This is a genomic window from Nocardioides albus (assembly GCF_014648255.1).
GTDB lineage: Bacteria > Actinomycetota > Actinomycetes > Propionibacteriales > Nocardioidaceae > Nocardioides > Nocardioides albus.
Genome location: NZ_BMQT01000006.1, coordinates 222311 through 246263, shown reverse-complemented (window position 1 = coordinate 246263; position 23953 = coordinate 222311). Strand labels below are relative to the sequence as shown.

Below are 23953 nucleotides of genomic sequence, written 5' to 3'. Positions count from 1 at the left end.
CGAGTTCTCAAGCAGGCCCTAGCGTAGATTTCCCTCATGCTACGACGAGGGACGGCCCTGCTGGCGGCGGCTCTACTGCTTGCAGGTTGCGGGAGCAGCGCCACCGAGGCAGACGACGGCGCCGCCGAGAAGCCCAGCCCGACGCCGTCGGTGAGCATCGACCCGGCTGACCTGAAGCCCGGAGATCTTCCCGCGACGCCCGAGGCGCTGGCGGCGATCACGCTCCAGCATGCCCCCGTGAAGCCAGAGGGCTTCGACGGCGGTGACCGCTATTTCGAGCACGACGAGGTCGGCACCGTGCTGCTGTGGGGCGATCGCTCGCTCGAGGTCAAGGCCGGCGCGGTCGACGACGACCTGCTCTCGACCTGGTGCCGTGACGGGATGTCAGGGTGCGTCGAGGTGAAGACCGAGAGCGGGACCGCCACCGTCGCCTGGGACCTCGCCACCGGCGACGGCACGCCCGGCCAGGTGATGGTCTCGCACGAAGCCGACGGCGAGGAGCGCCGGGCCGCCTACCTGGGCGAGAAGATCACCGAGGACCCGCGCAAGCTCGACCTCGAGGTGGACGTGGACGACCTCGTCGCCCTGGTCACCGACCCGCGTCTCGGCACCAAGACGACCGCGAAGATGACGAAGGCGCAGGTCAGCGGCTTCCCGTCGGCTGGTGCCAACGATGCTGACGGTGCCGGCGAGGTGGCGCTGACCGCCGGCGCGATCGCGGCAGGACTCCTCGAGATCGAGGCGTACGCCGACATCGACTCCTTCGTGAAGGCCGATGCCTCGAGCTACGGCAAGGGCGCCTTCGGTGTCGTCGGCACTGGCCCCGACGGCAGCACCGTCACCGCCGTCCACGCGCCGAACCTGCCCGCCGCGCAGCGGAAGTGCCCCAAGACGCTCACCTGCTCGAAGGGCGACACCGACGGTTACGACGGCTGGACCGAGGGATCGGCGGAGACCGTCCGCTGCCACGAGGCGGAGGGCGAGCGCGACGCGTTCTGTGCGGTCGTACGTGAGAAGGCGCCGGCGCCGTTCCCGGAGGACGATCTCGACCCGGTCCTCTCCGGGCTCGAGGCGGCGCTGGAGACGCTGTGGCCGACGGCTTCGGCCGAGAGCGTACGCCGCGGCGAGTCGCTGGTCGCCTGATCGTCCGCCTGGCTGTGCCTCAGCGTCCGGCGACCCGCCGCCCCTCGTAGGCCGGGCCTGGTCGCTGGCTCGGTGGAGCGAACGACTCCGGGGGACGGGGCTGACGACGCGGGGGCTGCTGCGCTGCGACGGGCTGCGGGTCCACGTGCTGGGGAGGCGGCTGACGGTGGCTCGGCCGACGCGGACCTGGCTGGATGGGCTCGGCCTCGGGGCGGCGTGGTCCCGCATCGCGCGGCCCTTGCCGACGCTGGACCGGCTGCTGGTCCGCGGGTAGTCGGCGGGGGAGCGGGAGCTCGTCTCCGGACCGGCGCTGGTGCTGCTGGTGCTGGGGCTGGTGCGGGTGAACCGGGTAGGGCTCCGACGCCCGGCGAGGCTCCGAGGGATATCGCGGCGGTGCCTGGGCGAAGCTCGGGTCGTCCCACTCCCGGTCGCGCTTGCGGCGGCCGGTGAGCAGAGCGACAGCACTGGCCGTCAGGGCCAGGACGATCATGGTGGCGACGATGATCCAGGTGAGCATGCCGACGCCGCCGCCGTCCTCGACAGGGGCCGCCTTGTCGACGGCCTCCGTCGCCGGGGCGCAGCCACTCTGGACGCACTCGCCATCGCTGGGGGTGCCGGTCACGACGAACCTGATGCCGCGGTCGACCGACCCCTGGAAGGTGAGGGTGTGCTCGCCCAGGCCGATGTCCTTGGGCAGCCGGCCGGACCACTTCGCGACGCCATGGCCGTTGGCCTTGACGTCGGTCGAGAGCACCAGCGGGGTCGAGTAGACGACGACCTTGATACCGGTCTCGTTGGGCTCGAACCCGGAGGCCTCGGCATGGATCACCTCGTCGGCGTCGACGGAGGCCTCGCCCAGCCCGGTGAGCTCCAGGCCCTTCGTCGTCGGCGGCTCCTCAGGTGCGGACCACGGTTTCTTGGGAGCCTTCTTCTCCGGCTTCTCTTCGGAGCCGCCGCCGTCACCTGAGTCGCCGTCGCCGGCCCGACCGGAGGACGTACCGCTGCCGGCGCTGCCGGACCCGGAGCCGGCACCAGAGCCGGCACCCGTTCCGGAGCCCGTGCCGGAACCGGCCCCGGAACCCGACCCGGAACCCGACCCGGAACCCGACCCGGAACCCGACCCGGTGCCGGTCGAGGGCTCCTCGGGGGTCGGCGAGCTCTCGGGCTCGGCCAGGGCGTCGAAGTCGAACGGGACGTTCGCATGCGCCGAACCGGAGGGGTCGTAGATGTCGCGACCTCCGCCGCGCATCGTCATGATCTGGTAGCTCGTGCCGGGGTCGAGCTGGGCGACCTGGGCGGCGTCGAGGGTGAGCTGATAGGTCCAGGCGTCGGGGTTGTCGGGGTTGTAGAGCACCGACGTGACGAACGTGTTCCGGGTGCCGGAGCCGTAGTAGCCCACCGGGTTGAGCGCGATCTCGATGCCCGGCCTCCTACCGCTGTAGTCGGTGCCACGGATGTCGAGGACCACGCCACTCTTGGACTGGGAGACGATCGAGACCTCGACCTCGGGGTCGAAGAAGAAGCCACCCAGGCCGAGCGCGGGAGCGGCGCTGACAGGCGTAAGCAGGAGGGCGAGCGCTGCCGACAGCGTCACTGCGAGCCGAGAAAACACTGCAGACCTCACAAGGCGGTCTCTTGGGGGCAAGGTGTCGGCCCGCCTCAGCCGACGCGGGAGGAAGGTAGCCCGCTTTACCGTGCATCGTGACCCGCGTCACCCAGGTGTTGACGGGTTGCGTCGATATTGAGGGGGTTGAGTGTCGTTTGGGCTGGTGAATCGCCGAAAACGCCCGGGCGGGTATGTCGTGCACATTGCGGCCCGGCAAGGTCGGAAGTTGTCGGTGGGACCAGGCAAGATGGTCCCCGTGAACGATGACGTGACCGCCGAGGCCGGGCCTGAGCAGAAGAACGAGCACCAGGAGCTCGCCGAGCAGATCGAGGACGCTCGCTACCGCTACTACGTGCTCGACGACCCGACGCTCTCCGACGCCGAGTTCGATCAGCTGTGGCGGCGGATCAACGAGCTCGAGGAGCAGTTCCCCGAGCTGCGTACGCCCGACTCGCCGACCCAGAAGGTCGGCGGCACGTTCTCGACGGAGTTCACCGCGGTCGACCACTTGCAGCGGATGGAGTCGCTGGACAATGCCTTCTCGTTCGACGAGCTCGCCGGCTGGCATGCCCGGATCGCCAAGGACGGCGCCGCGCAGGCCGAGCTGCTGTGCGAGCTCAAGGTCGACGGGCTGGCCATCAACCTGCTCTACGAGAAGGGTCGCCTGGTCCGGGCACTGACCCGCGGCGACGGTCGCACGGGTGAGGACGTCACCCCCAACGTACGCACCATCAAGTCGATCCCGCACCGGCTGACCGGCACCGACGAGTTCCCGGTGCCCGACCTGGTCGAGGTGCGCGGTGAGGTCTTTCTCTCCAACGAGGCCTTCGACAAGCTCAACGCCTCCCTGGTCGACGCGGGCAAGCCGATGTTCGCCAACCCGCGCAACTCCGCGGCCGGGTCGCTGCGGCAGAAGGACCCGCGGGTGACCGCGACCCGCGAGCTCGGCATGGTCTGCCACGGGATCGGCGCCCGGGAGGGTTTCCAGCCGGTCGCCCAGTCACATGCGTACGACGCGCTGAAGGCCTGGGGCCTGCCGACCTCCGAGCGGGTCAAGGTGCTCAAGAGCCTCGCCGAGGTCGAGGAGTTCATCAGCTACTTCGGCGAGCACCGCCACGACGTCACCGAGCACGAGATCGACGGCGTCGTGATCAAGGTCGACGACATCTCGCTGCAGCGCCGGCTGGGCTCCACCTCCCGCGCGCCGCGCTGGGCGATCGCGTTCAAGTACCCGCCCGAGGAGGTCAACGCCAAGCTGCTCGCGATCGATGTCGGCGTCGGCCGCACCGGCCGGGTCACGCCCTTCGGTGTCATGGAGCCCACCAAGGTCGCCGGGTCGACCGTCGAGCGGGCGACGCTGCACAACGCCCACGAGGTCAAGCGCAAGGACGTACGCCCCGGCGACACGATCATCCTCCGCAAGGCGGGCGACGTGATCCCGGAGATCCTCGGACCGGTGCTCCCGCTGCGCCCCGAGGGCCTGCCCGAGTGGGTGATGCCCACCGAGTGCCCCGCCTGTGGCACCACGCTCGCCGAGCAGAAGGAGGGCGACAAGGACCTGCGCTGCCCCAACCACCGCGGCTGCCCGGCCCAGGTGCGGGAGCGGGTCTTCTTCGCCTCCGGGCGGGGCGCCTTCGACATCGAGGGGATGGGCTACGAGGCGGCCGACGCGCTGCTGGCCTCTGAGGTGATCACCAACGAGGGCGACATCTTCGCTCTCGACGAGGCCAAACTGGCGACCACTTCCTTCTTCACCCGCGCGGCGAAGAAGGCCGAGAAGGAGGCCGGCGCCGGCGACCGGGTCCTCAACGCCAACGCCATGGGCCTGCTGGCCAACCTGGAGGATCGCAAGCAGGTCCTGCTGTGGCGGGTCCTGGTCGCGCTGTCGATCCGTCACGTCGGCCCGTCCGCGGCTCGGGCGCTGGCCACCGAGTTCGGCTCGCTCGACGCCATCTGGGCCGCCTCCCAGGAGGAGCTCGCCGCCACCGAGGGCGTCGGCGGGATCATCGCCGAGGCCATCGTCGAGTGGCGCCAGGTCGACTGGCACCAGGAGATCGTCGAGAAGTGGCGTACGGCCGGGGTCTCCCTCGAGGACGAGCGCGACGAGTCGGTCGCCCGCACCCTCGAGGGCCTGACCATCGTGGTCACCGGGTCGCTGGAGGACTTCTCTCGCGACGGCGCCAAGGAGGCGATCATCGCCCGCGGCGGCAAGGCTGCCGGCTCGGTCTCCAAGAAGACCGACTACGTCGTGGTAGGCGACAACGCCGGCTCCAAGGCGGCCAAGGCCGAGGAGCTAGGTCTCCCAATCCTGACAGAGGCAGCGTTCAAGGAGCTCCTGGAGAACGGCCCCGCCGAGACGTCAGTTTCTGACTCCGAGTAGTCAGTTCTCGACGCCGAGACGTCAGTTCTGGAGCTCGAGGAGTCAGGAACAGACCTCTCGCAGCGGGGGCGGTCTGGACGCGGTGAGGTGATACCCCCCATAGTGTGGCGCCGTGCTCGATGCTCTTCCCCCACTTCTCGCGGTTGCCGCGATCCTGCTGGTTCCCGCGACCGCCCTGCTGTTCACGATCCGTACGCCTCGGCTGGGGTCGCTGTCCTCTGCGACGGCGATCCTCGCGGCGGGCTCCGCCGCGGCGGTCGCGCTCGGCGTCGGCCTGCTGCTCGGCCACGGGGTGGCACAGTCCGCGGTCGGGGGCGTCGTTCTCGGTGCCTCGCTGCTGACCTGGCTTCCCGCGGCGCGGGACTGGGACGTACGCGGCCTGGTCGCCTGGGCGCTGACCATCGACGTCGGGCTGCTCTACCTCGCCTATGTCGGGTTGTGGACCGTCACCGTCCACCCCGGCGCCTGGACGACGACGCTGTCGGGGCTGCTGTGGCTGCTGGAGGTCTTCGTCTTCCTGATCGGCGTGGGTTACCTGTGGGAGATGGTCGACGTGCTTGCCCGGCGGCGCTGGCGCGGGTGGCCGACCCGCGGCGAGCACCATCCCGGCTGGGGCCGGCCGTTCGTGAGCCTGCATGTTCCGACCCACAACGAGCCGCCCGAGATGGTCATCGAGACGCTCCAACGCATGCTCGAGCTGGACTACGGCGCGTACGAGATCCTGGTCATCGACAACAACACCGATGATCCTGCGATGTGGAGCCCGGTGCAGGACTTCTGCGAGCAGTACGACGGTGTCACCTTCATCCATCTGGCCAACTGGCCGGGCTTCAAGTCCGGGGCGCTCAACCACGCGCTGACCCGGATGGACCCGCGCACCGAGGTCGTCGGGATCGTCGACGCCGACTACCACGTCGCTCCGGACTTCCTCGCCCACAACGCACCGCTGTTCACCGACGAGTCCGTGGCCTTCGTGCAGACCCCGCAGGACTATCGAGGCTGGGACGTCTCCGCGTACTTCCGCCGGCTCTATCACTCCTACGGTTACTTCTTCGACGTCAGCCAGGTGTCTCGCAACGAACGCAACGGCGCCATCTTCGGTGGCACCATGGGGCTGATCCGTGCCTCTGCCCTGGTCGAGTCCGGCGGCTGGGACGAATGGTGCATCACCGAGGACGCCGAGCTGTCATTGCGGCTGCTGAAGATGGGCTACAACGGTATGCACGTCGACCGGTCCTACGGCCACGGCGTGATGCCGCTGACCTTTGAGACGCTCAAGAAGCAGCGGTTCCGGTGGTGCTTCGGCGGCATCCAGATCCTGCGGATGCACTGGCGCTCGCTGTTGCCGGGGCGTCGGACCGAGGACAACCAGATGACTCTGGCGCAGCGCTGGGCGTATCTGGTCGGCGGGCTGCAGTGGTTCGGTGATCTCGCCGGAGCCCTGTTCACCCTCTTCCTGCTCTCCGGCGCTCTCGATCTGATGGTCGGTGACGGGTTGGTCGTTCGCCGCCTCTCGGGACTCCTCCTGTTCGCCACCGTTGCGCTGGTGTTCTTCGGGGCGGCCCGCTCGATCGCACTGGTCCGCCTGCGCAGCGGGGCCTCCTGGCGCGACGCGCTGGGCGCGTTCGGGTTGTGGCTGGCGCTCGGCGTGACCGTCGCACGAGCCTCCTGGCTCGGGCTCGTCTCGCGCGAAGGCACATTCCTGCGTACGCCGAAGATCAAGGGCAGACCGCGGCTGCGTGACGTGGTGCGCGGCAACCTGGTGGAGACGCTCGCCGCGATGGTCTGCCTGACGCTGGGGGTCCTGGTCGGCGTGAGCGGCGGAGCGACCGGCATGGCGATCGCGGCGCTGCTCGGCTTCCAGGGAGTTGGCTACGCACTGGCTCCGATCAACAGCTGGGCGGCGATTCGCAGCGATCTGCCTGCCGACCTGCGCCGACGCCGCGAGCGGATCTGGGCGTGGAGCGCGGCGGCGCCGGCTGCCCGGCGTGGTGGGCTGGTGCTCGCCTTCTCGTCTGTGATCCTCGCCGGCCTGGTCGCCATCGCGGCACCCGTCGGCAGTCCAGAGGTGCCCGAGGTCGGCGATGTCCACGGGGCGCTCGAGAAGAAGACGAAGACCGATGCGGAGGACGAACAGGAGAAGCCTTCGCCCGCGCCCACCCCGGCCCCGGACGCAGACGAGGACCTGGCCGGCGATCCGACTCCGGGGCCAGAGACGACGCCGAGCAGAGCCGTCGCGTCGACGTCGCCCCAGCCAACCCGTACGAGCGATCCGGCGCCGTCTGTGGAACCCAGTCGTGGGGCCACGCCAACCCGGGCGGCGTCCGTCCAGCCCGATTCGCCGGGCAGGCCGACCGACAAGCCGTCCAACGGTGGCCGGCCGGACAAGGTGCGGTGAGCAACATCTGTTTCGCCTCGCTGTAGCCGAGGTGAGAGTTGGGGCCGCTGACACCTAGGATGTGCGCATGCCAGAAATCACCCGCGACGAGGTCGCGCACCTGGCCGACCTCGCCCGCATCGACCTCAGCGACGCCGAGCTCGATCACCTTGCCCCGCAGCTTCAGGTGATCCTCGAGTCCGTCGCCTCGATCCAGGGGCTTGCCGGCGACGACGTGCCTGCCACCTCCCACCCGCTTCCGATGACCAACGTCTTCCGTGAGGACGTCGTGACGCCGAGCCTGACGCCGGAGCAGGCGCTCTCCGGTGCGCCTGCCGTCGAGGAGCAGCGATTCTCGGTGCCGCGGATCCTGGGGGACGAGCAGTGAGCGAGCGTCAGCGAGCGAACCATGAGGCCGTCATCGCGCTGCCTCCGTACGCTTCACCTGTTCCCACGGAGGTAGCGCGATGAGCGAGCTCATTCTGAAGACGGCCGCCGAGCTGGCCGACTCCCTCGCCGCCGGTGAGACCACCTCGGTCGAGCTGACCCAGGTCCACCTCGACCGGATCGCCGCGGTCGACGGCGACGTCCACGCCTTCCTGCACATCGACGCCGAGGGCGCGCTGTCCCAGGCCGCCGCTTCCGACGCGCGCCGGGCCAACGGGGACGCGCTGCATGCGCTCGACGGCGTGCCGATCGCGGTCAAGGACGTGCTGACCACCATCGGTCTGCCGACGACCTGCGGCTCCAAGATGCTCGAAGGCTGGGTCCCGCCCTACGACGCGACCGTGGTCAAGAAGATCAAGGACGCCGGCCTGCCGATCCTCGGCAAGACCAACATGGACGAGTTCGCGATGGGCTCCTCGACCGAGCACTCGGCGTACGGCCCGACCAAGAACCCGTGGAAGCTCGACCGGATCCCCGGCGGCTCCGGTGGTGGTTCGGCTGCGGCCGTCGCCGCCTTCGAGGCGCCGCTGGCGCTCGGCACCGACACCGGCGGCTCGATCCGCCAGCCGGGTGCGGTCACCGGCACGGTGGGGGTGAAGCCGACCTACGGCTCGGTGTCCCGCTATGGCCTGGTCGCCCTGGCCAACTCGCTGGACCAGGTCGGTCCGGTGACCCGTACGGTCCTCGACAGCGCCCTGCTGCACGAGCTGATCGGCGGCCACGACCCGCTCGACTCCACGTCCACGACCACCCCGGTGACCGGGCTCGTCGACGCAGCCCGTGCCGGTGCGACCGGTGACCTCAAGGGCGTCAAGGTCGGTGTCATCAAGGAGCTCGCGGGCGAGGGCTGGGCCCCGGACGTCATGCGCAAGTTCAACGAGTCGGTCGACATCCTCACCAAGCTGGGTGCCGACGTCGTCGAGGTCTCCACCCCGAGCTTCCAGCACGCGATGGCGGCCTACTACCTGATCCTTCCGGCGGAGTGCTCCTCCAACCTGGCCAAGTTCGACGCGATGCGTTACGGCCTCCGCGTGACTCCCGACGGCGACCCGAGCGCAGAGGACGTCATGAAGGCGTCCCGTGACGCCGGCTTCGGCGACGAGGTCAAGCGCCGCATCATCCTCGGCACCTACGCCCTGAGCAGCGGCTACTACGACGCCTACTACGGTCAGGCGCAGAAGATCCGCACGCTGATCATCGAGGACTTCAAGAAGGCCTTCGAGCAGGTCGACGTGCTGGTCTCGCCGACGTCCCCGTCGACGGCGTTCCCGCTGGGCGCGAAGCTCGACGACCCGCTGGCGATGTACATGCAGGACCTGGCCACCATCCCGGCCAACCTGGCCGGCACCCCCGGCATCTCCATCCCGGCCGGCGTCTCCGACGTGGACGGGCTGCCCGTCGGCGTACAGCTCCTGGCTCCGGTCCTGGAGGACGCCCGTCTCTACCGCGTCGGTGCCGCCCTCGAGGGCGCCATCGGTCCGGTGCTCTCGATCGACAAGCTGGAGGTGGCCCGATGACCGCTGTGCCTGATTCTTTGGGCCTGGTCGGATTCGACGAGGTGCTGGAGCGCTACGACCCGGCCTTCGGGCTCGAGGTGCACGTCGAGCTCAACACCAACACCAAGATGTTCTGCGGCTGCCCGGCGACGTTCGGCGGCGAGCCCAACTCCCAGGTCTGCCCGACCTGCCTCGGCCTGCCCGGCTCGATGCCGGTCGTGAACGCCAAGGCGGTGGAGAGCGCGATCCGGATCGGGCTCGCGCTCAACGGGTCGATCGCGGAGTGGTGCCGGTTCGCCCGGAAGAACTACTTCTACCCGGACATGCCGAAGAACTTCCAGACCTCGCAGTACGACGAGCCGATCGTCTACGACGGCTACCTCGACGTCGAGGTCGAGGGGGAGATCTTCCGGGTCGACATCGAGCGCGCCCACATGGAGGAGGACACCGGCAAGACCACCCACATCGGTGGCGCGACCGGCCGCATCCACGGCGCCGACTACTCGCTGGTCGACTACAACCGTGCGGGCATCCCGCTGATCGAGATCGTCACCCGCCCGATCCTCGGCACCGGTGCCAAGGCACCGCTGGTGGCCAAGGCCTACGTCGCCGCGCTGCGCGAGATCCTGCTGGGCCTGGGTGTCTCCGACGTACGCATGGACCAGGGCTCGATGCGCTGCGACGTCAACCTGTCGCTGTCCCCGAAGGGCTCCGGGACCTTGGGGACGCGCACCGAGACGAAGAACGTCAACTCGCTGCGCTCGGTCGAGCGGGCCGTACGTTTCGAGATGTCGCGTCACGCCGGGATCCTCGACGCGGGGGAGGCGATCTTCCAGGAGACCCGCCACTTCCACGAGGACACCGGCACCACCTCGGCGGGCCGGGCGAAGTCGGACGCCGACGACTACCGCTACTTCCCCGAGCCCGACCTCGTCCCGGTCGCGCCCTCGCGCGAGTGGGTCGAGGAGCTGCGGGCGAGCCTGCCGGAGCGCACCGCCGACAAGCGGGCCCGCCTGCAGGTCGAGTGGGGCTACTCCGAGCTGGAGATGCGCGACGTCTGGGCTGCCGGCGCTCTGTCGCTGATCGAGGCGACGGTCGCCGAAGGGACTTCGCCGCAGGCCGCCCGTAAGTGGTGGATGGCCGAGCTCTCCCGCAGCGCCAACGACCGCGGCGTCGAGCTCGCCGAGGTCGGCGTCACCCCGGCGCAGGTCGCCGAGGTGCAGAAGCTGGTCGACGGTGGGTCGCTGACCGACAAGCTCGCCCGCCAGGTCTTCGAGGGTCTTCTCGCAGGTGAGGGCACGGTTGCCGAGATCATCGACGCCCGCGGCCTCGCCGTCGTCTCCGACGACGGCGCGCTCGGCTCCGCTGTCGACGAGGCCATCGCTGCCCAGCCCGCAGTCGCCGAGAAGATCCGCGGCGGCAACCAGGCCGCGGCCGGCGCGCTCATCGGCGCGGTCATGAAGGCGACCGGTGGCAAGGCCGACGCCAAGCGCGTCCGTGAGCTGATCCTCGAGAAGCTCGCCTAGGACCGACGCCGAGTCGGCTCGTTCTGACGACAAACTCCGCCGAGTCGGCGCGTCATGACGCGCCGACTCGGCGTTGGTTTTGGTCAGGATGAGCCGACTCGGCGATGGGGTGCACTGGCAGACTGTCCGGCGTGACCGTGACCGAGCCTTTCCGCATCGCACTGCTCATCGACGCCGACAACGCGCCTGCTTCCAAGATCGATGACATCTTGAACGACCTGGCCGAGTACGGCGAGGTGACGATCCGGCGGGCCTACGGCAACTGGACCAAGTCCGAGCTCAAGGGCTGGATCGAGGAGCTGCACGACGCCGCGATCAGGCCGATGCAGCAGTTCGACCTGACCGCGCACAAGAACGCCTCCGACATGGCGCTCGCGATCGACGCCGTCGAGCTGCTGCACGCGGCGATCCCGGACGCGTTCGCACTGGTCTCCTCCGACTCCGACTTCACGCCGCTGGTGCACTACCTGCGGGAGAAGGGCCGCGCGGTCTACGGCTACGGCCGGGAGAAGACGCCGGCGCCGTTCAAGAGCGCCTGCACCCGGTTCACCGTGGTGGAGAAGCTCGGCGGCTCCGAGGAGGAGACCGAGGTCGACGCCGAGCCCGGGACCGCGCGCACCCGCAAGCAGTCATCGTCGGCGACCAACGGGCAGGCGCTGAAGCGCAACGCCAGGCTGATCCAGCTGCTGCGCAACTCCATCGCCGCGGCCGCCGACGACGACGGCTGGGCCCTGGTCGGCACCGTGGTCTCCCGCATCCGCAACCAGTCCTCCGAGGACCCGCGCAACTACGGGTACGCCACCTGGACCAAGCTGATCAAGGCGATCGACCTGTTCGAGCTCAAGGACGAGGGCACCTCGGCGATCGCGGTCAGCGACAAGCGCACCAAGAAGTGACGTACGTCCTCTAACGGGTCTCAGCGGCGGCCGGGCGGGCGCATCTGACGCCCTTGGGCACCGACCCGTGGAGGTGCTTCAGCGCGGCCTTGAAGTCGCGGCAGCGCTCGGCGTCCTCCTTCTTGTTCGGGGGATAGCCGATCGCCGCGTTGACCCTGCCCATGTCCAGGGCGTCGGCGAGCGGGTTGATGTCGCGGGCGACGGTCCAGTACCACCGCGAGATCGGCGCGCTGTAGTCGAGTGACCTGGCCAGCTCGGGGCGGCGGCGCAGGTCGACCCCGAAGTAGGCGCCGGCGTCGGTGTAGTTGGCCTCGCCGGTCAGCTGGATGTAGCCGCGGCCGGTGTACTTCCGCTTGTCGCCGCCCTTGGCGTCGTGGCGGAAGGAGCTCTCGTGGGCGAGCGTGGTCAGGTAGGCCGACTGCCGGTAGGCGGTGGTTATCTGGGCGTCGGTCATCGTGCGGTTGAGGTTCGGGAGCCCGGCCTCGACGGTGCGTCGGTCACCGACCTTCTCCCCGAACATGGCGACGAGATCGGCGTACGTGACCGATGTCCGGGCTGGTTCCGACCGGGCCGTGGTGGTCGGGGCGAGGACGAGAAGGGTGGCCGAGATCGATGCTGCGACAAGGCCGAGAATCCTGTGGCGCATGGGGACAGAGTGACTGCTCCACCGCGATCCCGCAAGCGGAGCGCCCGCGGCATAGGATGGCCCCCTCAATCAACACTCGCCGTGGTGGGGGAAGCCGGTCGAATCCCGGCGCTGACCCGCAACCGTAGGCCCAGGACACCGAGGTGGCCTGAGCGAGCCGGAGCACCTGCTGACTGGCGCGTACTGACCTGACGCTGTCGTGGAAAGCAGCGGGTCGGCCCTGGGCCTTCCCGACGACAGCGCGGAAGGAACCATGAAGAAGACCGTCCTCGGCGGGATCGCCGCCGCCCTCGCCCTCACCTCGCTCGCCGGCTGCGGCGAGGAGACCATCGAGGAGGGGGAGAAGAGCACTTACGACGCGAAGGTCTCCACCTCGGTGGCCGACTGGCTCGTCGCCCAGGCGCCGGAGGGTGTGGCCCACAACGCGCAGTACGGCACCGACGACTTCGGACTCAGCGCTGACATCGGGATCGCTCTGGCCGAGATCGGCGGCTACGACGAGGAGATCGCGACGATCACCGAGGCCGTGATGAAGAACAAGTTGGCCTACACCTCGCCCGGGTTCGGCACGGTGACTTCGGCGGGCGCGACCGCGAAGGCCCTCGTCCTCCAGCAGAACGTCGACGCCTCCGACCCCGGCCTGCTGAAGCAGCTCGAGGGCACGGTCGACGAGAACGGCCGCATCGCCGACAAGCTCAACCCCAAGAACAAGAAGGCCGCCGACTACTCCAACACCATCGGTCAGTCGTACGCGGTGTGGGCGCTGAGCAACGCCGAGAGCAAGAAGGCCGCGGCCGCGGCTGAGTTTCTGGCCGGGCAGCAGTGCGAGGAGGGCTGGTTCCGGGTCACCTTCACGCCCGACTCCAAGGCCGCCGACCAGACCTGCGACGGTGACCCGAAGGCCGTCCCGGACGCCGACGCCACCGCCTTCGCGCTGATCGCCCTCTCCACGGTGGCCACCCCGGAGGCGGAGAAGGCAGTCCAGGCCGGCGCGGAGTGGCTGAAGGAGACCCAGGCCGAGGACGGCTCGCTCAAGGCGGCCACCGGCAACATCGCGAACTCCAACACCACCGGTCTGGCCGGATGGGCGTTCGGGCGTGCCGGTGAGACCGCAGCCGCCGAGAAGGCGGCGTCCTGGGTCGCCGACCACGTCGTGACCTGCGGCGACGACGCCGGGGCGGTGGCCTACGACGACGCCGCGCTGACCGAAGGCAACACCAAGGGGCTGACGAAGGAGTCCGAGGGGATGTACCGCCTCGCGACCGCCCAGGCGCTGCCGTCGCTGGTCTTCCTGCCCAAGGACGCGACCGCGAAGAGCTCGTGCTGATCCTGCGCTCCGTCTCGGTGGCCCTGGCGATCCTCGCCGGGGCCACCGCACCCATCTCGTCCTCAGCAGCGTCCACCGCTGCACCTGCCGCCACATCTTCCGCCGCATCTTCCGCTGCAGAGACGTGTGCGGGCGTGACCGTCGTCGTCGAGCCCAACGCGCTGGGCGGCGGACCCGAGGTCTCCTGCGTCCACCCTGAGGAAGGGGACACCGGCGCCGACGCCTTCGAGAAGGCGGGGCATCCGCTCACCTTCGTGACCTCGATGCCGAGCGTCGTCTGCCGCGTCGAAGGCCGACCGGAGGAGGCGGGCTGCGCCCAGATGCCGCCTGCCGACGCCTACTGGTCGCTGTGGATCACCGACGACTCCGGAGCCTGGAGCTACGCCTCCAGAAATGTTACCGAAATCAGCGTGACTTCCGGGCAGGGTGTTGCGTTCACGTGGATAGACGACGATGTCGTTACCGCTCCGGCGACGGTGCTTGGGGATGCTGTGGGGGCGCCCTCGAGCCCGTCGCCGGAGTCATCTCGGGAAGACTCGGCAGACTCGGACGCCGACTCGACCTCCGCCCCGAAACCGCTGCCCGTCTGGGTCGCGCCGGCAGGCATCCTCGTCCTGTTCGCCGTCGCCGGCCTCGTGTGGTGGCGTCGGCGATGAGGACGCTCCGTAGGGCGGCGGTCGCGCGCCTGCCGCGTGATCTGCACCCGGTCGCCTGGTGGGTGTGGGCGATCGGCATGGCCGCGTACGCCTCCTTCACCACCAACCCGCTGCTCCTCCTGCTCCTGGTGGGAGTGGTGTCGGTCGTGGTCGCTGCGCGCCGCGGCGAGCATCCGTGGGCTAGGTCGTTCCGGCTCTACGTCGGCCTCGCGCTGTTCATCGTCGCGACCCGGGTGCTCTTCCGGGTGCTCCTCGGCGCTGTGCCGGGGCACGTGCTCATCGATCTGCCGGAGGTCCCGCTTCCGGACTGGGTGCTGGGGATCCGGCTGCTCGGTCCGATCACCCGCGAGGCGCTGCTGGCCGGCCTCTACGACGGGATGCGGCTCGGGGCGATCGTGATCTGCGTCGGTGCAGCCAACGCGCTGGCGAACCCGAAGCGTCTGCTGCGGTCGCTGCCGCCGGCGCTCTACGAGGTCGGCACCGCGGTCGTGGTCGCGGTGACCGTGCTGCCCCAGCTGGCCGAGTCGGTGCAGCGGGTGCGCGCCGCACAACGTCTGCGCGCCGGTGCCACCGGAAAGGTCAAGCGATTGCGCCGCTTCCTCGTCCCGGTGCTCGAGGACGCCCTGGAGCGGTCGATGGCGCTGGCAGCAGGGATGGACACGCGAGGCTACGGGCGTACGGCCGGGATCCCGGACGCCACCAGGCGGATCACCTCGGTGCTGATGCTGGTCTCGCTCGTCGGCCTCTGTGTCGGCGTCTACGCGATCCTGGACGGCACCACGCCCGGCTGGCTGGCCGCCACCATGCTGGTGCTCGGTGTCGGGGCCGCGGCCGGCGGGCTGAGGCTCGCGGGCCGCCGGGTGACGCGGACCGTCTACCGCCCCGACAGGTGGCGCTGGCCGGAAATCGTGGTGGCGCTGAGCGGGATCGCGGTCGGGGCGGTGGGCTGGTGGATCGCCCGCGAGCAGGTCCCGATCGCCTATCCGGGGGTGAGCACCGTCCCGGGAGTCACGCTGATCGCGCTGGCCGGTGTGCTCATCGGACTGGTCCCGGCCGTCGCCGCGCCGGTTCCGGCATCACTCGTCCAGGAGGAGGCAGCGGCATGATCGAGCTGCGAAGGATCACGTTCACCCCGCCGGACTCTTCCGAGCAGGTGCTCAAGGACGTCGACCTCACCATCGAGGAGGGCGAGCTGCTGCTCGTCTCCGGCCCGACCGGCTCCGGGAAGTCGACCCTGCTCGGCGTCCTCGCCGGTCTGGTGCCGCGCTTCTCCGGCGGTGCGCTGGAGGGTGATCTGTTGCTGGACGGCACCTCGATCATCCGTACGCCGCCGCGCGAGCGCGCCGGGATCATCGGCTATGTCGGGCAGGACCCGGTCGCCGGCTTCGTCACGGACACGGTCGAGGAGGAGCTCGCCTACGGGATGGAGCAGCTCGGGCTCGCGCCGGCGACCATGCGGCGCCGGGTCGAGGAGACCCTCGACCTGCTCGGGATCGCCGACTTGCGACAGCGGTCCCTGCGTACCCTCTCGGGTGGGCAGCAGCAGCGCGTCGCGATCGGCTCCGTGCTGACCACCCATCCGCGGGTCGTCGTGCTCGACGAGCCGACCTCCGCCCTCGACCCGACCGCAGCCGAGGACGTGCTGGCCACCGTCACCCGGCTGGTCCACGACCTCGGCACCTCCGTCGTCCTCGCCGAGCACCGCCTCGAACGGGTCGTGCCGTTCGCCGACCGGATCGCGCTGCTCGTCGGCGACGGCTCCGTCGCCGTCGGCGACCCCGCCGACATCCTGGAGACCTCACCCATCGTGCCGCCGCTCGTCGAGCTCGGTCGCGAGCTCGGCTGGTCGCCGCTGCCGCTGACCGTGCGGGATGCGAGGCGGCGGGCGCGGGGTGTGGCGCTTGCTGACCGTGTCGGTCATCTCGACATGCTCGATACATCGCTCGACACAGGCGGCTTGAGCGCCCGCTCGCTCACCGTCACCCGAGGACGTACGCCGGTCCTGCACGACGTCTCGATCGACCTGCCCGCAGGACGGGTGACGGCGCTGATGGGCCGCAACGGGTCGGGCAAGTCGACGCTGCTGTGGACGCTGCAGGGGACCCAGAAGCGGCTCACCGGATCGGTCGACGTCGACGGCCAGGACCCGGCGACCCTGGACCCCGACCGCCGCCGCGAGCTCGTCGGGCTGCTGCCCCAGACCGCGGCCGACCTGCTCTACCTGGAGACGGTGGCCGAGGAGTGCGACGCGGGCGGGCCGCGGACCCGGGAGATCCTGGACAGCCTCGTCCCGGGCATCCCCGACGACCAGCACCCACGCGACCTCTCCGAGGGACAGCGTCTCGCGCTGGCCCTCTCCCTGATCCTGAGCACCGACCCGCCGGTCGTGCTCCTCGATGAGCCCACCCGCGGCCTCGACTACGCCGCCAAGCACGCCCTCTCCGAGATCCTTCGTGACCTCACCCGGGCGGGCAAGGCCGTCCTGGTGGCGACCCACGACGTGGAGTTCGTCGCTGAGGCCGCCGACGACGTGGTCGTGCTCGCGGACGGCGAGGTGGTCTCCGCCGGGGACGTACGCAGCGTGACCGCCGAGTCGCCCGCGTTCGCGCCCCAGGTGAGCAAGGTCTTCGGCCCGGGATGGCTGCACGTGCGCGAGATCATCGAGGCGGTGGGGGAGCGATGATCCGGTTCTCACCTCGTACGGCCGCCCTGCTCGCGATCATCTCCGTGGCCGGGCTGATGATGTTCGCCTGGCCGCTGCTGCTCCACGGCTACGAGCGGGTGCAGCCGCCGTTCATCTTCCTGGCCTTGCTGCCGCTGATGCTGGTGGTGCTCCTGAGCGAGCTCTCGGCGGGTGGGATCGACACCCGGATGATCGCGGTCCTGGGTGTGCTCAGCGCGATCGAGGCCGTCCTGCGCGCCGTCTCCGCCGGGACCGGCGGCGTGGAGCTCGTCTTCTTCATGCTGATCCTCGGCGGCCGCGTCTTCGGTCCCGCCTTCGGCTTCGTCCTGGGCTGCACGAGCCTGTTCGTCGCCGCCCTGGTCACCGCCGGTGTCGGGCCGTGGCTGCCCTATCAGATGCTCGGCGCCGCCTGGGTCGCGATGGGCGCCGGCCTCCTGCCACGCGCGGGCGGTCGCCGCGAGATCGCCATGCTGGCGGCGTACGGGATCTTCGCCTCGTACGCCTATGGGCTCCTCCTCAACCTGCAGGGCTGGCCGCTGCTGACCGGGGTCACGGTGCCCGGAGGGAGCGGAAACCTCTCCTACGATCCCGGTGCCGCGGTGGGCGAGAACCTGGCGACCTTCCTGCGCTACACCCTGGTCACCTCGACGAGCAGCTGGGACACGATGCGCGCGATCACCACCGCCGTGGCCGTCGCCCTCCTCGGCCCGGCCGTCCTCGCCACCCTGCGCCGAGCCGCTCGCCGCGCCATGATCACCCCCGCCGAGACGTCACTCCCGTCGGCCGAGGCGTCACTCCGGTCGGCCGAGTAGTCACTCCCGTCGGCCGAGGCGTCACCGTATGTCGGTCGAGATCTGGCCGGTGCCGCACGTGTAACACGTCGTTCGTAGCACTATCCGGTCGTTCCGATAGGGCGAGTAGTACTACGAACGACGTGTTACAGCCCGCCGCGGCCGCACCGACTGACGCCTCGGCCGACCGGAGTGACGCCTCGGCGTTGGTCAGGCCCGCTGGTGCTCGGCGACGCGAGCGAGGAAGCCGAGCAGCAGCTGGTGGACGCGGTCGGGCTGCTCCATCTGGACGAAGTGGGTGCCGTCGAGCTCGACGAAGGTGCCGTTCTTGACGCGGGCGGCGACCTGGGAGATGTGGCGCGAGCCGGCGATGAGGTCCCGGCTGCCAGCGACGAGCACGACCGGCACCTTGACCCGGCGGGGTGAGACCGAGCGGCGCTGAGAGGTGCGCAGCGCGAGGTGGAAGTACCACTCGACCGGAGTGGTCAGGAACTCGGCCAGCGCTGCCGCGGCGAGCTCGGGATCGGGGACCTTGCCGATCAGGCCGGCTCTCGAGAACAGGTCGATCGCCCGGGGGCCGAGGTCGAGGCGGGTCGCCACGGGCGTGATGAGGGAACCGGTGCGACGAAGCACCTTCGACGCGGTGCGGGTGAGGATGGCGGCCGCCGGAGCGGGCAGGGGCAGCGGTCCCAGCATCGACTTGAAGGTGTCACCGGGCACCCCCGCGACTCCGAAGACACCGGAGACCCGTTCGGGATGGTCAGCGGCCAGCTCGAAGGCGGTGTTCACCCCGATCGACCAGCCCATCACGACCGGCCGAGAGAGGGCGAAGGCGTCCATCACCGACAGCGCGTCCTCGGCGAAGTGTCTCGAGGTGGTCTGCTCCGGGTCGGTGGGGCGTGCTGAACCGGAGGTGCCGCGGTGCTGCCAGGACACGACGCGTACGCCGCAGGAGGTGTGCAGCAGCGCTGGCCAGTTCCACGGGCTGGTGCCGAGGCCGTTGCACAGCAGCACCGTAGGCCCGTCGATGACGCCCTTGGGGTCGTTCGTCCAGGCACGGATCAGGGTGCCGTCGTCGGAGAGCACGTCACGGAAGGCGACCGTGGACTCGGCGATCGCCTTCGGCAATGTCATGCGGTCGCTCGCTGGCGCTCGCTCATACAGACATTCTCTCCGAAGCGAGCAGCTGGAGGAAGCGCTCGACCTCCTCGCGCTCCGCACGCCGCAGCAGGAGCTCCTGCTCGGCGACCTTGGCGTTGTGCCGGGCAGCGAGCTGAGAAGCCACCGGCCAGGCGATCAGCAGCTGGACGGGTCGCAGGAACGGACCGGCCATCCGGCCAGCGGCGCGGGCGGCGAAGAGAACGGCCACCTGGGCGGCGGCAGCGGTGGGTACGGGCGTGGTGATGGAGGACAACGGAGCAACTCCAGAGACAGACGAGACCGAGCGGAGGGAGGGGGAGTTGTCACCGAATTGTAGTGACATGAACATTCGGAGTCAGTGACGTTCCGATGTCGGTTGTGTGAAACGCGGCACCATCCGCGTCCAGTTCACGCCGGCGTCGACTCCGCGGGCACGTGATGCTCCGGTTTTCCGGTCCGGGTCGCCCCCGCCGAGGCGACCACGACACAGGCGATGGCCAGCCATTGCAGGGCCGAGAGCCCTTCGTGGAGGATCAGGATCGCGGCGAGCGCGCCGGCGGCCGGTTCGAGCGACATCAGGATCGCGTAGAGCCCCGACTTGATCGAACGCAACGCGACGAGGTCGAGGGAGTACGGCACCACCGAGGACATCAGGCCGACCATCAGCCCCACCAGCCACACGTGCGGAGACCCCAGCCCATCGGCGTACGCCATCGCAGCAGGGGTCAGCGCAACCGCCGCGACAGTCGAGGCCAGGGCGAGCCCGTCGAGCCCCTCCCAGCGTGCTCCGGTCGCCTTCGACAACATGATGTACGCAGCCCAGCAGACCCCCGCGAGCAGGGCGAACAGCACCCCCGGTATCGAGATCCGGCCGGGCTCGAGACCGAGCAGCACGACGCCAGCGGCCGCGAGGGCGACCCAGACCAGGTCACGGGCGCGCCGGGAGGTGACCAGGGCGATCGTGAGCGGGCCGATGAACTCGATGGTGACCGCGATCCCGATCGGGAGTCGGGCGAAGGCCTGATAGATCGCCCAGTTCATCAGCCCCAGCGACGCGCCGAAGGCGACCACGACCAGCCAGTCGCGGCGCGCGAGGCCACGGATCCGGGGCCGGGTGATCGCCAGCAGGATCAGCGCGGACAGCGACAGCCGCAGCCACACCATCGCGGTCGGGGTCACCTCGTCGAAGAGCGACTTGGCGAACGTCGCGCCGACCTGCACCGACGCGATCCCGATCAGGACCAGGACGACCGGGTGGGCCAGCCTCGTCCGGAGAGAAACGCTGCCGGTTGAGAAGCGGGTGACCACCCGGTCAGTCTAGGGCGAGGTAAAGGGCGCTACTGCGCCGAGTCCGTCTGCGAGATGTTGGAGAGGTTGACCGCCTTGTTGGCCTCCTCGGCGAGCCGCTCGGACCCGCGTGATCCGTCGCTCGGGACCACCGCGTGCTCGATCTGCTCGATGTGCTCCTGCTCGTAGACCTCCGGCGGGATCGGCGTCGGTACGGTGGCGGTGATCTTCGACCCGTCGGAGCGGACACCGCCTGGCGGCTCCTCGTCCAGGTGGGTGCCGATCCGCGGCCCTTGGTCGGCGAGCGGCACGACGACCGGGGCGCCCTTGGAGACCACGAACTCCTCGCCACGGACGCTGATCGGGATGTCGAACTCCTCGCCGGGAGTGTCCACGACCGTGAACACGATCTGATCACGAGCCAGCGCGACCTGCATCCGGGTCGAGTGCCACTGGACCCGGAAGACCAGCGAGCCCCACTCGGCCGGCAGCCGCGGGTCGAAGGAGAGCTTGCCGTCGTAGTCGCGCATCCCGCCGAAGCCGAACGCCAGCCCGCCCCACACGCCGCCGGTGGACGCGATGTGCATCCCGTCGACGGTGTTGCCGTGCATGTTGTGCAGGTCGACGTACAAGGAGTCGTAGAAGTAGCGCAGCGCGTCTTCCTGGTAGCCCACCTCGGCCGCCATGATCGACTGCACGACCGCCGACAGCGAAGAGTCACCCGTCGTGATCGGGTCGTAGTACTCGAAGTCGGCCCGCTTCTCGGCAGGCGTGAAGCGGTTGCCCTGCTGGAAGAGGGCGAGCACCACGTCGGTCTGCTTGAGCACCTGGAACCGGTAGATGACCAGCGGGTGGTAGTGCAGCAGCAGGGGGCGTACCTCGTCGGGGGTGTTGGGCAGGTCCCACACCTCACGGTCGAGGAAGTTGTCGTCCTGCGGGTGGATCCCCAGCCCCTCGTCGTAGGGGATGTGCATCGCGGCAGCGCAGCGCGCCCACTCCTCGACCTCCTCCGGGGAGACGTCGAGCCGACCCATGACCTGCGCGTGCTCGCGCGGATACTCCGTCCGGAGCATCTCGATGGTCTCGACAGCCTTCTCCAGGTTGTAGCGGGCCATCACGTTGGTGAACAGGTTGTTGTTGACCACCGTGGTGTACTCGTCCGGCCCGGTCACCCCGTGGATGTGGAAGGACGGCTCGCCGTTGTGGCGCCAGAAGCCCAGGTCGGCCCACATCCGCGAGGTCTCGACCAGGATGTCGACGCCCTCGCGGATGAGATAGCCCGTGTCGCCGGTCGCGTAGACGTACTTCATCAGCGCGAAGGCGATGTCGGCGTCGATGTGCACCTGCGCCGTGCCGGCCGCGTAGTAGGCCGAGGCCTCCTGCCCGTTGATCGTGCGCCACGCGAACAGCGCGCCCTTCGCCGCCATCTCCAGCGCCCGCTGCCGGGCCGCCGGAAGCATCACCGAGCGGGCGTGCATCACGTTGCGGGCAACTTCTGGCTGGGTGTAGCAGAGGAACGGGATGACGTAGCACTCCGTATCCCAGAAGTAGTGCCCCTCGTAGCCCGAGCCGGTGACGCCCTTCGCGGGGACGCCGAGCCCGTCGGTGCGGGCCGTCGCCTGAGCCAGCGAGAACAGGTTGAACCGGGTCGCCTGCTGAGCTGCGGCGATGTCCTCGTCGTCCTCCGCACGAGCCGCGGAGATCTCGACGTCGGCGGCCGACCAGAACTCGTCGTACCAGGTGCGCTGGTCGCGCTCGAAGTGGCTGACCCCCAGCCGGATCGCCCGGTCGAGCGTACGTTCGCAGCGTTCGGCCAACTCGCGCACCGGCACTCCACGGGAGGTGTGGTACGCCACCGTCTTCTGCAACCGCAGCGTGCTGCCCTCGGTCGCATCGACCCGGAAGACCGTCTTGGCCAGGTCGTCCTCGGCGCGAACGATGGTCTCGATCGGGTCCGGGGTGTCGATCTGGTGAGCGGCACTGACGGCGATCGTCATCCCCGAGTTGGCGCACCGGTAGCCGAGGGTCATCTGCTCCTCGTCGGCGGCCGACAGCTGTGGGATCAGGACGCGGGTGTCGAAAGAGGTCGACCGGCGTGGGTCCATGCCCTCGCCCAGTGCCGCCGACGGGACGTGGTACTCGTCCTTGCCGTCCTGGCGGTTGAGCAGCTGGGACGAGACCACGATCGGCGCCGAGCCGCTCAGCATCGTGATCTCCAGGGTCTGGATCGCGAGGTGGCGCTGTGTCATCGACACCATCCGGGTCGTCTTGATCGCGACCCGCTTGCCCGAGGGCGTACGCCACACCAGATGCCGTCGCAGCATGCCCTCGCGGAAGTCGAGCACCCGCTCGTACTCCTCCAGGTCCGAGGTGCCGAAGGTCAGCGGCTCGTCGTCGACGTAGATCTTCATGATCTTGGCGTCGGGGGCGTTGACGATGGTCTGGCCGGTCTTGGCGAAGCCGTAGGCGTTCTCGGCGTGGCGGATCGGCCAGGTCTCGTGGAAACCGTTGATGAACGTGCCGTGCGCGTAGGTCGGGCGCCCCTCCTCAGGGGTGCCGCGCATGCCTAGATAGCCGTTGGCGACGCTGAAGATCGTCTCGGTCAGGCCGAGGTCGTCGGGGGAGTAGCTGGTCTCCACCAGCCGCCACGGGTCGATGGGGTAACGGGCCCGGTCCAGGGGGTTCGGGCCGACGTTGGTCTTCACTGCTGGGCTCCTCGAGCAGGGTCTGGACTGTGCCGATCAGGTACGAGTTCAGCAAGGTCGGATACGACGAGACTGGCGCCGGCGGCCGTGAGGGTGTCGTGGCCGGCGCCACGGTCCACCCCGACGACGAGCGCAAAATCTCCTGCCTTGCCGGCGCGCACCCCGGAGACGGCGTCCTCCAGGACGACGGCCTCGCTCGGGGTGGCTCCCAAGACCTTACCGGCGTAGACGAACGTGTCCGGTGCAGGCTTGCCGGGCAGGCCCTGCTCGTCTGCGACGGCTCCCGAGACGACCGTCTCGAATCGGTCCAGCAGCCCGGCGGCCTTCAGCACGGTCGGCGCGTTGACCGACGAGGACACCACGCCGAGCCGGACGTCGAGGGTGGCGAGGTAGTCGAGGAACTCCACCGAGCCGGGGTAGGCCTCCACGCCGTCACGCTCGAGCACCAGGTTGAAGGCGTTGTTCTTCCGGTTGCCGAGGCCACAGACGGTCTCGAGCTCGGGCGCGTCGTCCGGTGTGCCCTCGGGAAGCCGGATGTCGCGGGAGGCGAGGAAGTCACGCACGCCGTCGTAGCGCGGCTTGCCGTCGACGTACGCGAAGTAGTCCTGGTCGGTGTAGGCCGGCGCTCCCGGAGTCTTCTCCTGCAGGTAGGCGTTGAACATCTCCTCCCACGCACGCATGTGCACGACCGCGGTCGGCGTGATCACGCCGTCGAGGTCGAAGAGGATCGCGGTGAACGTCTCCCAGGCAACAGGTCTGGTCATGACTTCAGGCTAGGGGCTCGGTGGTCCCAGGCCGAACAACCGGGCCCGGCCGGCGTCACCGAGGCAAGATGTTTTCCTTCGAC

At 69.6% G+C, this 23953-nt stretch carries 19 protein-coding genes; 12 read left to right on the top strand and 7 right to left on the bottom strand.

What is annotated here, in order from left to right:
- The first annotated feature begins 36 nt into the window (after window positions 1-36).
- Window positions 37-1143, top strand: a complete 1107-nt coding sequence (locus IEY84_RS14535) for a hypothetical protein (protein ID WP_183546741.1) — start codon at window positions 37-39, stop codon at window positions 1141-1143.
- A 19-nt stretch (window positions 1144-1162) separates the two neighbouring features.
- Here the strand turns inward: IEY84_RS14535 and IEY84_RS14530 are convergent, their stop codons facing one another.
- A complete protein-coding gene (locus tag IEY84_RS14530; protein WP_183546738.1) occupies window positions 1163-2737 on the bottom strand; it encodes a hypothetical protein in 1575 nt (524 codons plus the stop codon).
- A gap of 259 nt (window positions 2738-2996) precedes the next feature.
- Here IEY84_RS14530 and ligA point away from each other — a divergent pair, with 259 nt between their 5' ends.
- From ligA to IEY84_RS14500, 6 genes are all read left to right on the top strand, one after another.
- Window positions 2997-5129: an NAD-dependent DNA ligase LigA gene (ligA, locus tag IEY84_RS14525; protein ID WP_183546736.1), complete on the top strand. Its 2133-nt coding sequence runs from the start codon at window positions 2997-2999 to the stop codon at window positions 5127-5129.
- 112 nt (window positions 5130-5241) lie between these two features.
- Window positions 5242-7527: a glycosyltransferase family 2 protein gene (locus IEY84_RS14520; RefSeq protein WP_183546734.1), complete on the top strand. Its 2286-nt coding sequence runs from the start codon at window positions 5242-5244 to the stop codon at window positions 7525-7527.
- A gap of 67 nt (window positions 7528-7594) precedes the next feature.
- Complete coding sequence (gene gatC, locus IEY84_RS14515) at window positions 7595-7894, top strand: Asp-tRNA(Asn)/Glu-tRNA(Gln) amidotransferase subunit GatC (RefSeq protein ID WP_183546732.1); 300 nt, start codon at window positions 7595-7597, stop codon at window positions 7892-7894.
- 79 nt (window positions 7895-7973) lie between these two features.
- Window positions 7974-9470 (top strand): Asp-tRNA(Asn)/Glu-tRNA(Gln) amidotransferase subunit GatA, encoded by a 1497-nt coding sequence (gene gatA / locus IEY84_RS14510; protein ID WP_183546730.1) that lies wholly within the window; start codon window positions 7974-7976, stop codon window positions 9468-9470.
- Window positions 9467-10975, top strand: a complete 1509-nt coding sequence (gatB, locus tag IEY84_RS14505) for an Asp-tRNA(Asn)/Glu-tRNA(Gln) amidotransferase subunit GatB (protein ID WP_183546728.1) — start codon at window positions 9467-9469, stop codon at window positions 10973-10975. The genes gatA and gatB overlap by 4 nt, the downstream gene beginning before the upstream one ends.
- Window positions 10976-11106: 131 nt before the next feature.
- Window positions 11107-11871 carry an NYN domain-containing protein gene (locus IEY84_RS14500; RefSeq protein ID WP_229788686.1) on the top strand — a complete coding sequence of 255 codons (765 nt, stop codon included), beginning with the start codon at window positions 11107-11109 and terminating at the stop codon, window positions 11869-11871.
- Window positions 11872-11881: 10 nt separating this feature from the next.
- On the opposite strand, the gene IEY84_RS14495 is transcribed toward IEY84_RS14500, so the two are convergent.
- A complete protein-coding gene (locus tag IEY84_RS14495; RefSeq protein WP_183546726.1) occupies window positions 11882-12517 on the bottom strand; it encodes a glycoside hydrolase family 19 protein in 636 nt (211 codons plus the stop codon).
- A 253-nt stretch (window positions 12518-12770) separates the two neighbouring features.
- On the opposite strand from IEY84_RS14495, the gene IEY84_RS14490 reads away from it, so the two are divergent.
- The 5 genes from IEY84_RS14490 to IEY84_RS14470 are packed head-to-tail and all read left to right on the top strand — an operon-like array spanning window position 12771 to window position 17995.
- Window positions 12771-13844 carry a prenyltransferase/squalene oxidase repeat-containing protein gene (locus tag IEY84_RS14490; protein ID WP_183546724.1) on the top strand — a complete coding sequence of 358 codons (1074 nt, stop codon included), beginning with the start codon at window positions 12771-12773 and terminating at the stop codon, window positions 13842-13844.
- Window positions 13838-14500: a hypothetical protein gene (locus IEY84_RS14485; RefSeq protein ID WP_183546722.1), complete on the top strand. Its 663-nt coding sequence runs from the start codon at window positions 13838-13840 to the stop codon at window positions 14498-14500. Before IEY84_RS14490 ends, IEY84_RS14485 begins: the two co-directional genes overlap by 7 nt.
- Window positions 14497-15606, top strand: a complete 1110-nt coding sequence (locus IEY84_RS14480) for a CbiQ family ECF transporter T component (RefSeq protein ID WP_183546720.1) — start codon at window positions 14497-14499, stop codon at window positions 15604-15606. The genes IEY84_RS14485 and IEY84_RS14480 overlap by 4 nt, the downstream gene beginning before the upstream one ends.
- Entirely contained in the window at window positions 15603-17183 is a 1581-nt protein-coding gene (locus IEY84_RS14475) for an ABC transporter ATP-binding protein (RefSeq protein WP_183546718.1), read from the top strand. Before IEY84_RS14480 ends, IEY84_RS14475 begins: the two co-directional genes overlap by 4 nt.
- Entirely contained in the window at window positions 17180-17995 is an 816-nt protein-coding gene (locus tag IEY84_RS14470; RefSeq protein ID WP_183546716.1) for an ECF transporter S component, read from the top strand. The genes IEY84_RS14475 and IEY84_RS14470 overlap by 4 nt, the downstream gene beginning before the upstream one ends.
- A 189-nt stretch (window positions 17996-18184) precedes the next feature.
- Here IEY84_RS14470 and IEY84_RS14465 read toward each other — a convergent pair whose 3' ends face one another.
- The 5 genes from IEY84_RS14465 to IEY84_RS14445 all read right to left on the bottom strand — a co-directional run bounded on the left by IEY84_RS14465 (window position 18185) and on the right by IEY84_RS14445 (window position 23870).
- On the bottom strand, window positions 18185-19108 hold the full coding sequence (locus tag IEY84_RS14465; RefSeq protein ID WP_183546714.1) for an alpha/beta fold hydrolase: 924 nt from the start codon (window positions 19106-19108) through the stop codon (window positions 18185-18187).
- 22 nt (window positions 19109-19130) lie between these two features.
- The gene (locus IEY84_RS14460; RefSeq protein ID WP_183546713.1) at window positions 19131-19388 is read right to left on the bottom strand and encodes a hypothetical protein; all 258 of its coding nucleotides are present in this window, start codon (window positions 19386-19388) and stop codon (window positions 19131-19133) included.
- Between the two features lie 134 nt (window positions 19389-19522).
- Window positions 19523-20422 (bottom strand): EamA family transporter, encoded by a 900-nt coding sequence (locus IEY84_RS14455; protein ID WP_183546711.1) that lies wholly within the window; start codon window positions 20420-20422, stop codon window positions 19523-19525.
- Between the two features lie 29 nt (window positions 20423-20451).
- A complete protein-coding gene (locus IEY84_RS14450; protein WP_183546709.1) occupies window positions 20452-23106 on the bottom strand; it encodes a glycoside hydrolase family 65 protein in 2655 nt (884 codons plus the stop codon).
- Window positions 23103-23870: an HAD family hydrolase gene (locus IEY84_RS14445; protein WP_183546707.1), complete on the bottom strand. Its 768-nt coding sequence runs from the start codon at window positions 23868-23870 to the stop codon at window positions 23103-23105. The genes IEY84_RS14450 and IEY84_RS14445 overlap by 4 nt, the downstream gene beginning before the upstream one ends.
- Between the last annotated feature and the right edge of the window lie 83 nt (window positions 23871-23953).

Excerpts from the sequence above, each read along its gene's own strand:
- IEY84_RS14535 (WP_183546741.1), top strand. The coding sequence starts at position 37 with ATGCTACGACGAGGGACGGCCCTGCTGGCGGCGGCTCTACTGCTTGCA.
- IEY84_RS14445 (WP_183546707.1), bottom strand. The coding sequence starts at position 23,870 with ATGACCAGACCTGTTGCCTGGGAGACGTTCACCGCGATCCTCTTCGAC.
- gatA (WP_183546730.1), top strand. The coding sequence starts at position 7,974 with ATGAGCGAGCTCATTCTGAAGACGGCCGCCGAGCTGGCCGACTCCCTC.
- IEY84_RS14475 (WP_183546718.1), top strand. The coding sequence starts at position 15,603 with ATGATCGAGCTGCGAAGGATCACGTTCACCCCGCCGGACTCTTCCGAG.
- ligA (WP_183546736.1), top strand. The coding sequence starts at position 2,997 with ATGGTCCCCGTGAACGATGACGTGACCGCCGAGGCCGGGCCTGAGCAG.
- IEY84_RS14480 (WP_183546720.1), top strand. The coding sequence starts at position 14,497 with ATGAGGACGCTCCGTAGGGCGGCGGTCGCGCGCCTGCCGCGTGATCTG.
- gatB (WP_183546728.1), top strand. The coding sequence starts at position 9,467 with ATGACCGCTGTGCCTGATTCTTTGGGCCTGGTCGGATTCGACGAGGTG.
- IEY84_RS14490 (WP_183546724.1), top strand. The coding sequence starts at position 12,771 with ATGAAGAAGACCGTCCTCGGCGGGATCGCCGCCGCCCTCGCCCTCACC.
- gatC (WP_183546732.1), top strand. The coding sequence starts at position 7,595 with ATGCCAGAAATCACCCGCGACGAGGTCGCGCACCTGGCCGACCTCGCC.
- IEY84_RS14495 (WP_183546726.1), bottom strand. The coding sequence starts at position 12,517 with ATGCGCCACAGGATTCTCGGCCTTGTCGCAGCATCGATCTCGGCCACC.
- IEY84_RS14465 (WP_183546714.1), bottom strand. The coding sequence starts at position 19,108 with ATGACATTGCCGAAGGCGATCGCCGAGTCCACGGTCGCCTTCCGTGAC.
- IEY84_RS14470 (WP_183546716.1), top strand. The coding sequence starts at position 17,180 with ATGATCCGGTTCTCACCTCGTACGGCCGCCCTGCTCGCGATCATCTCC.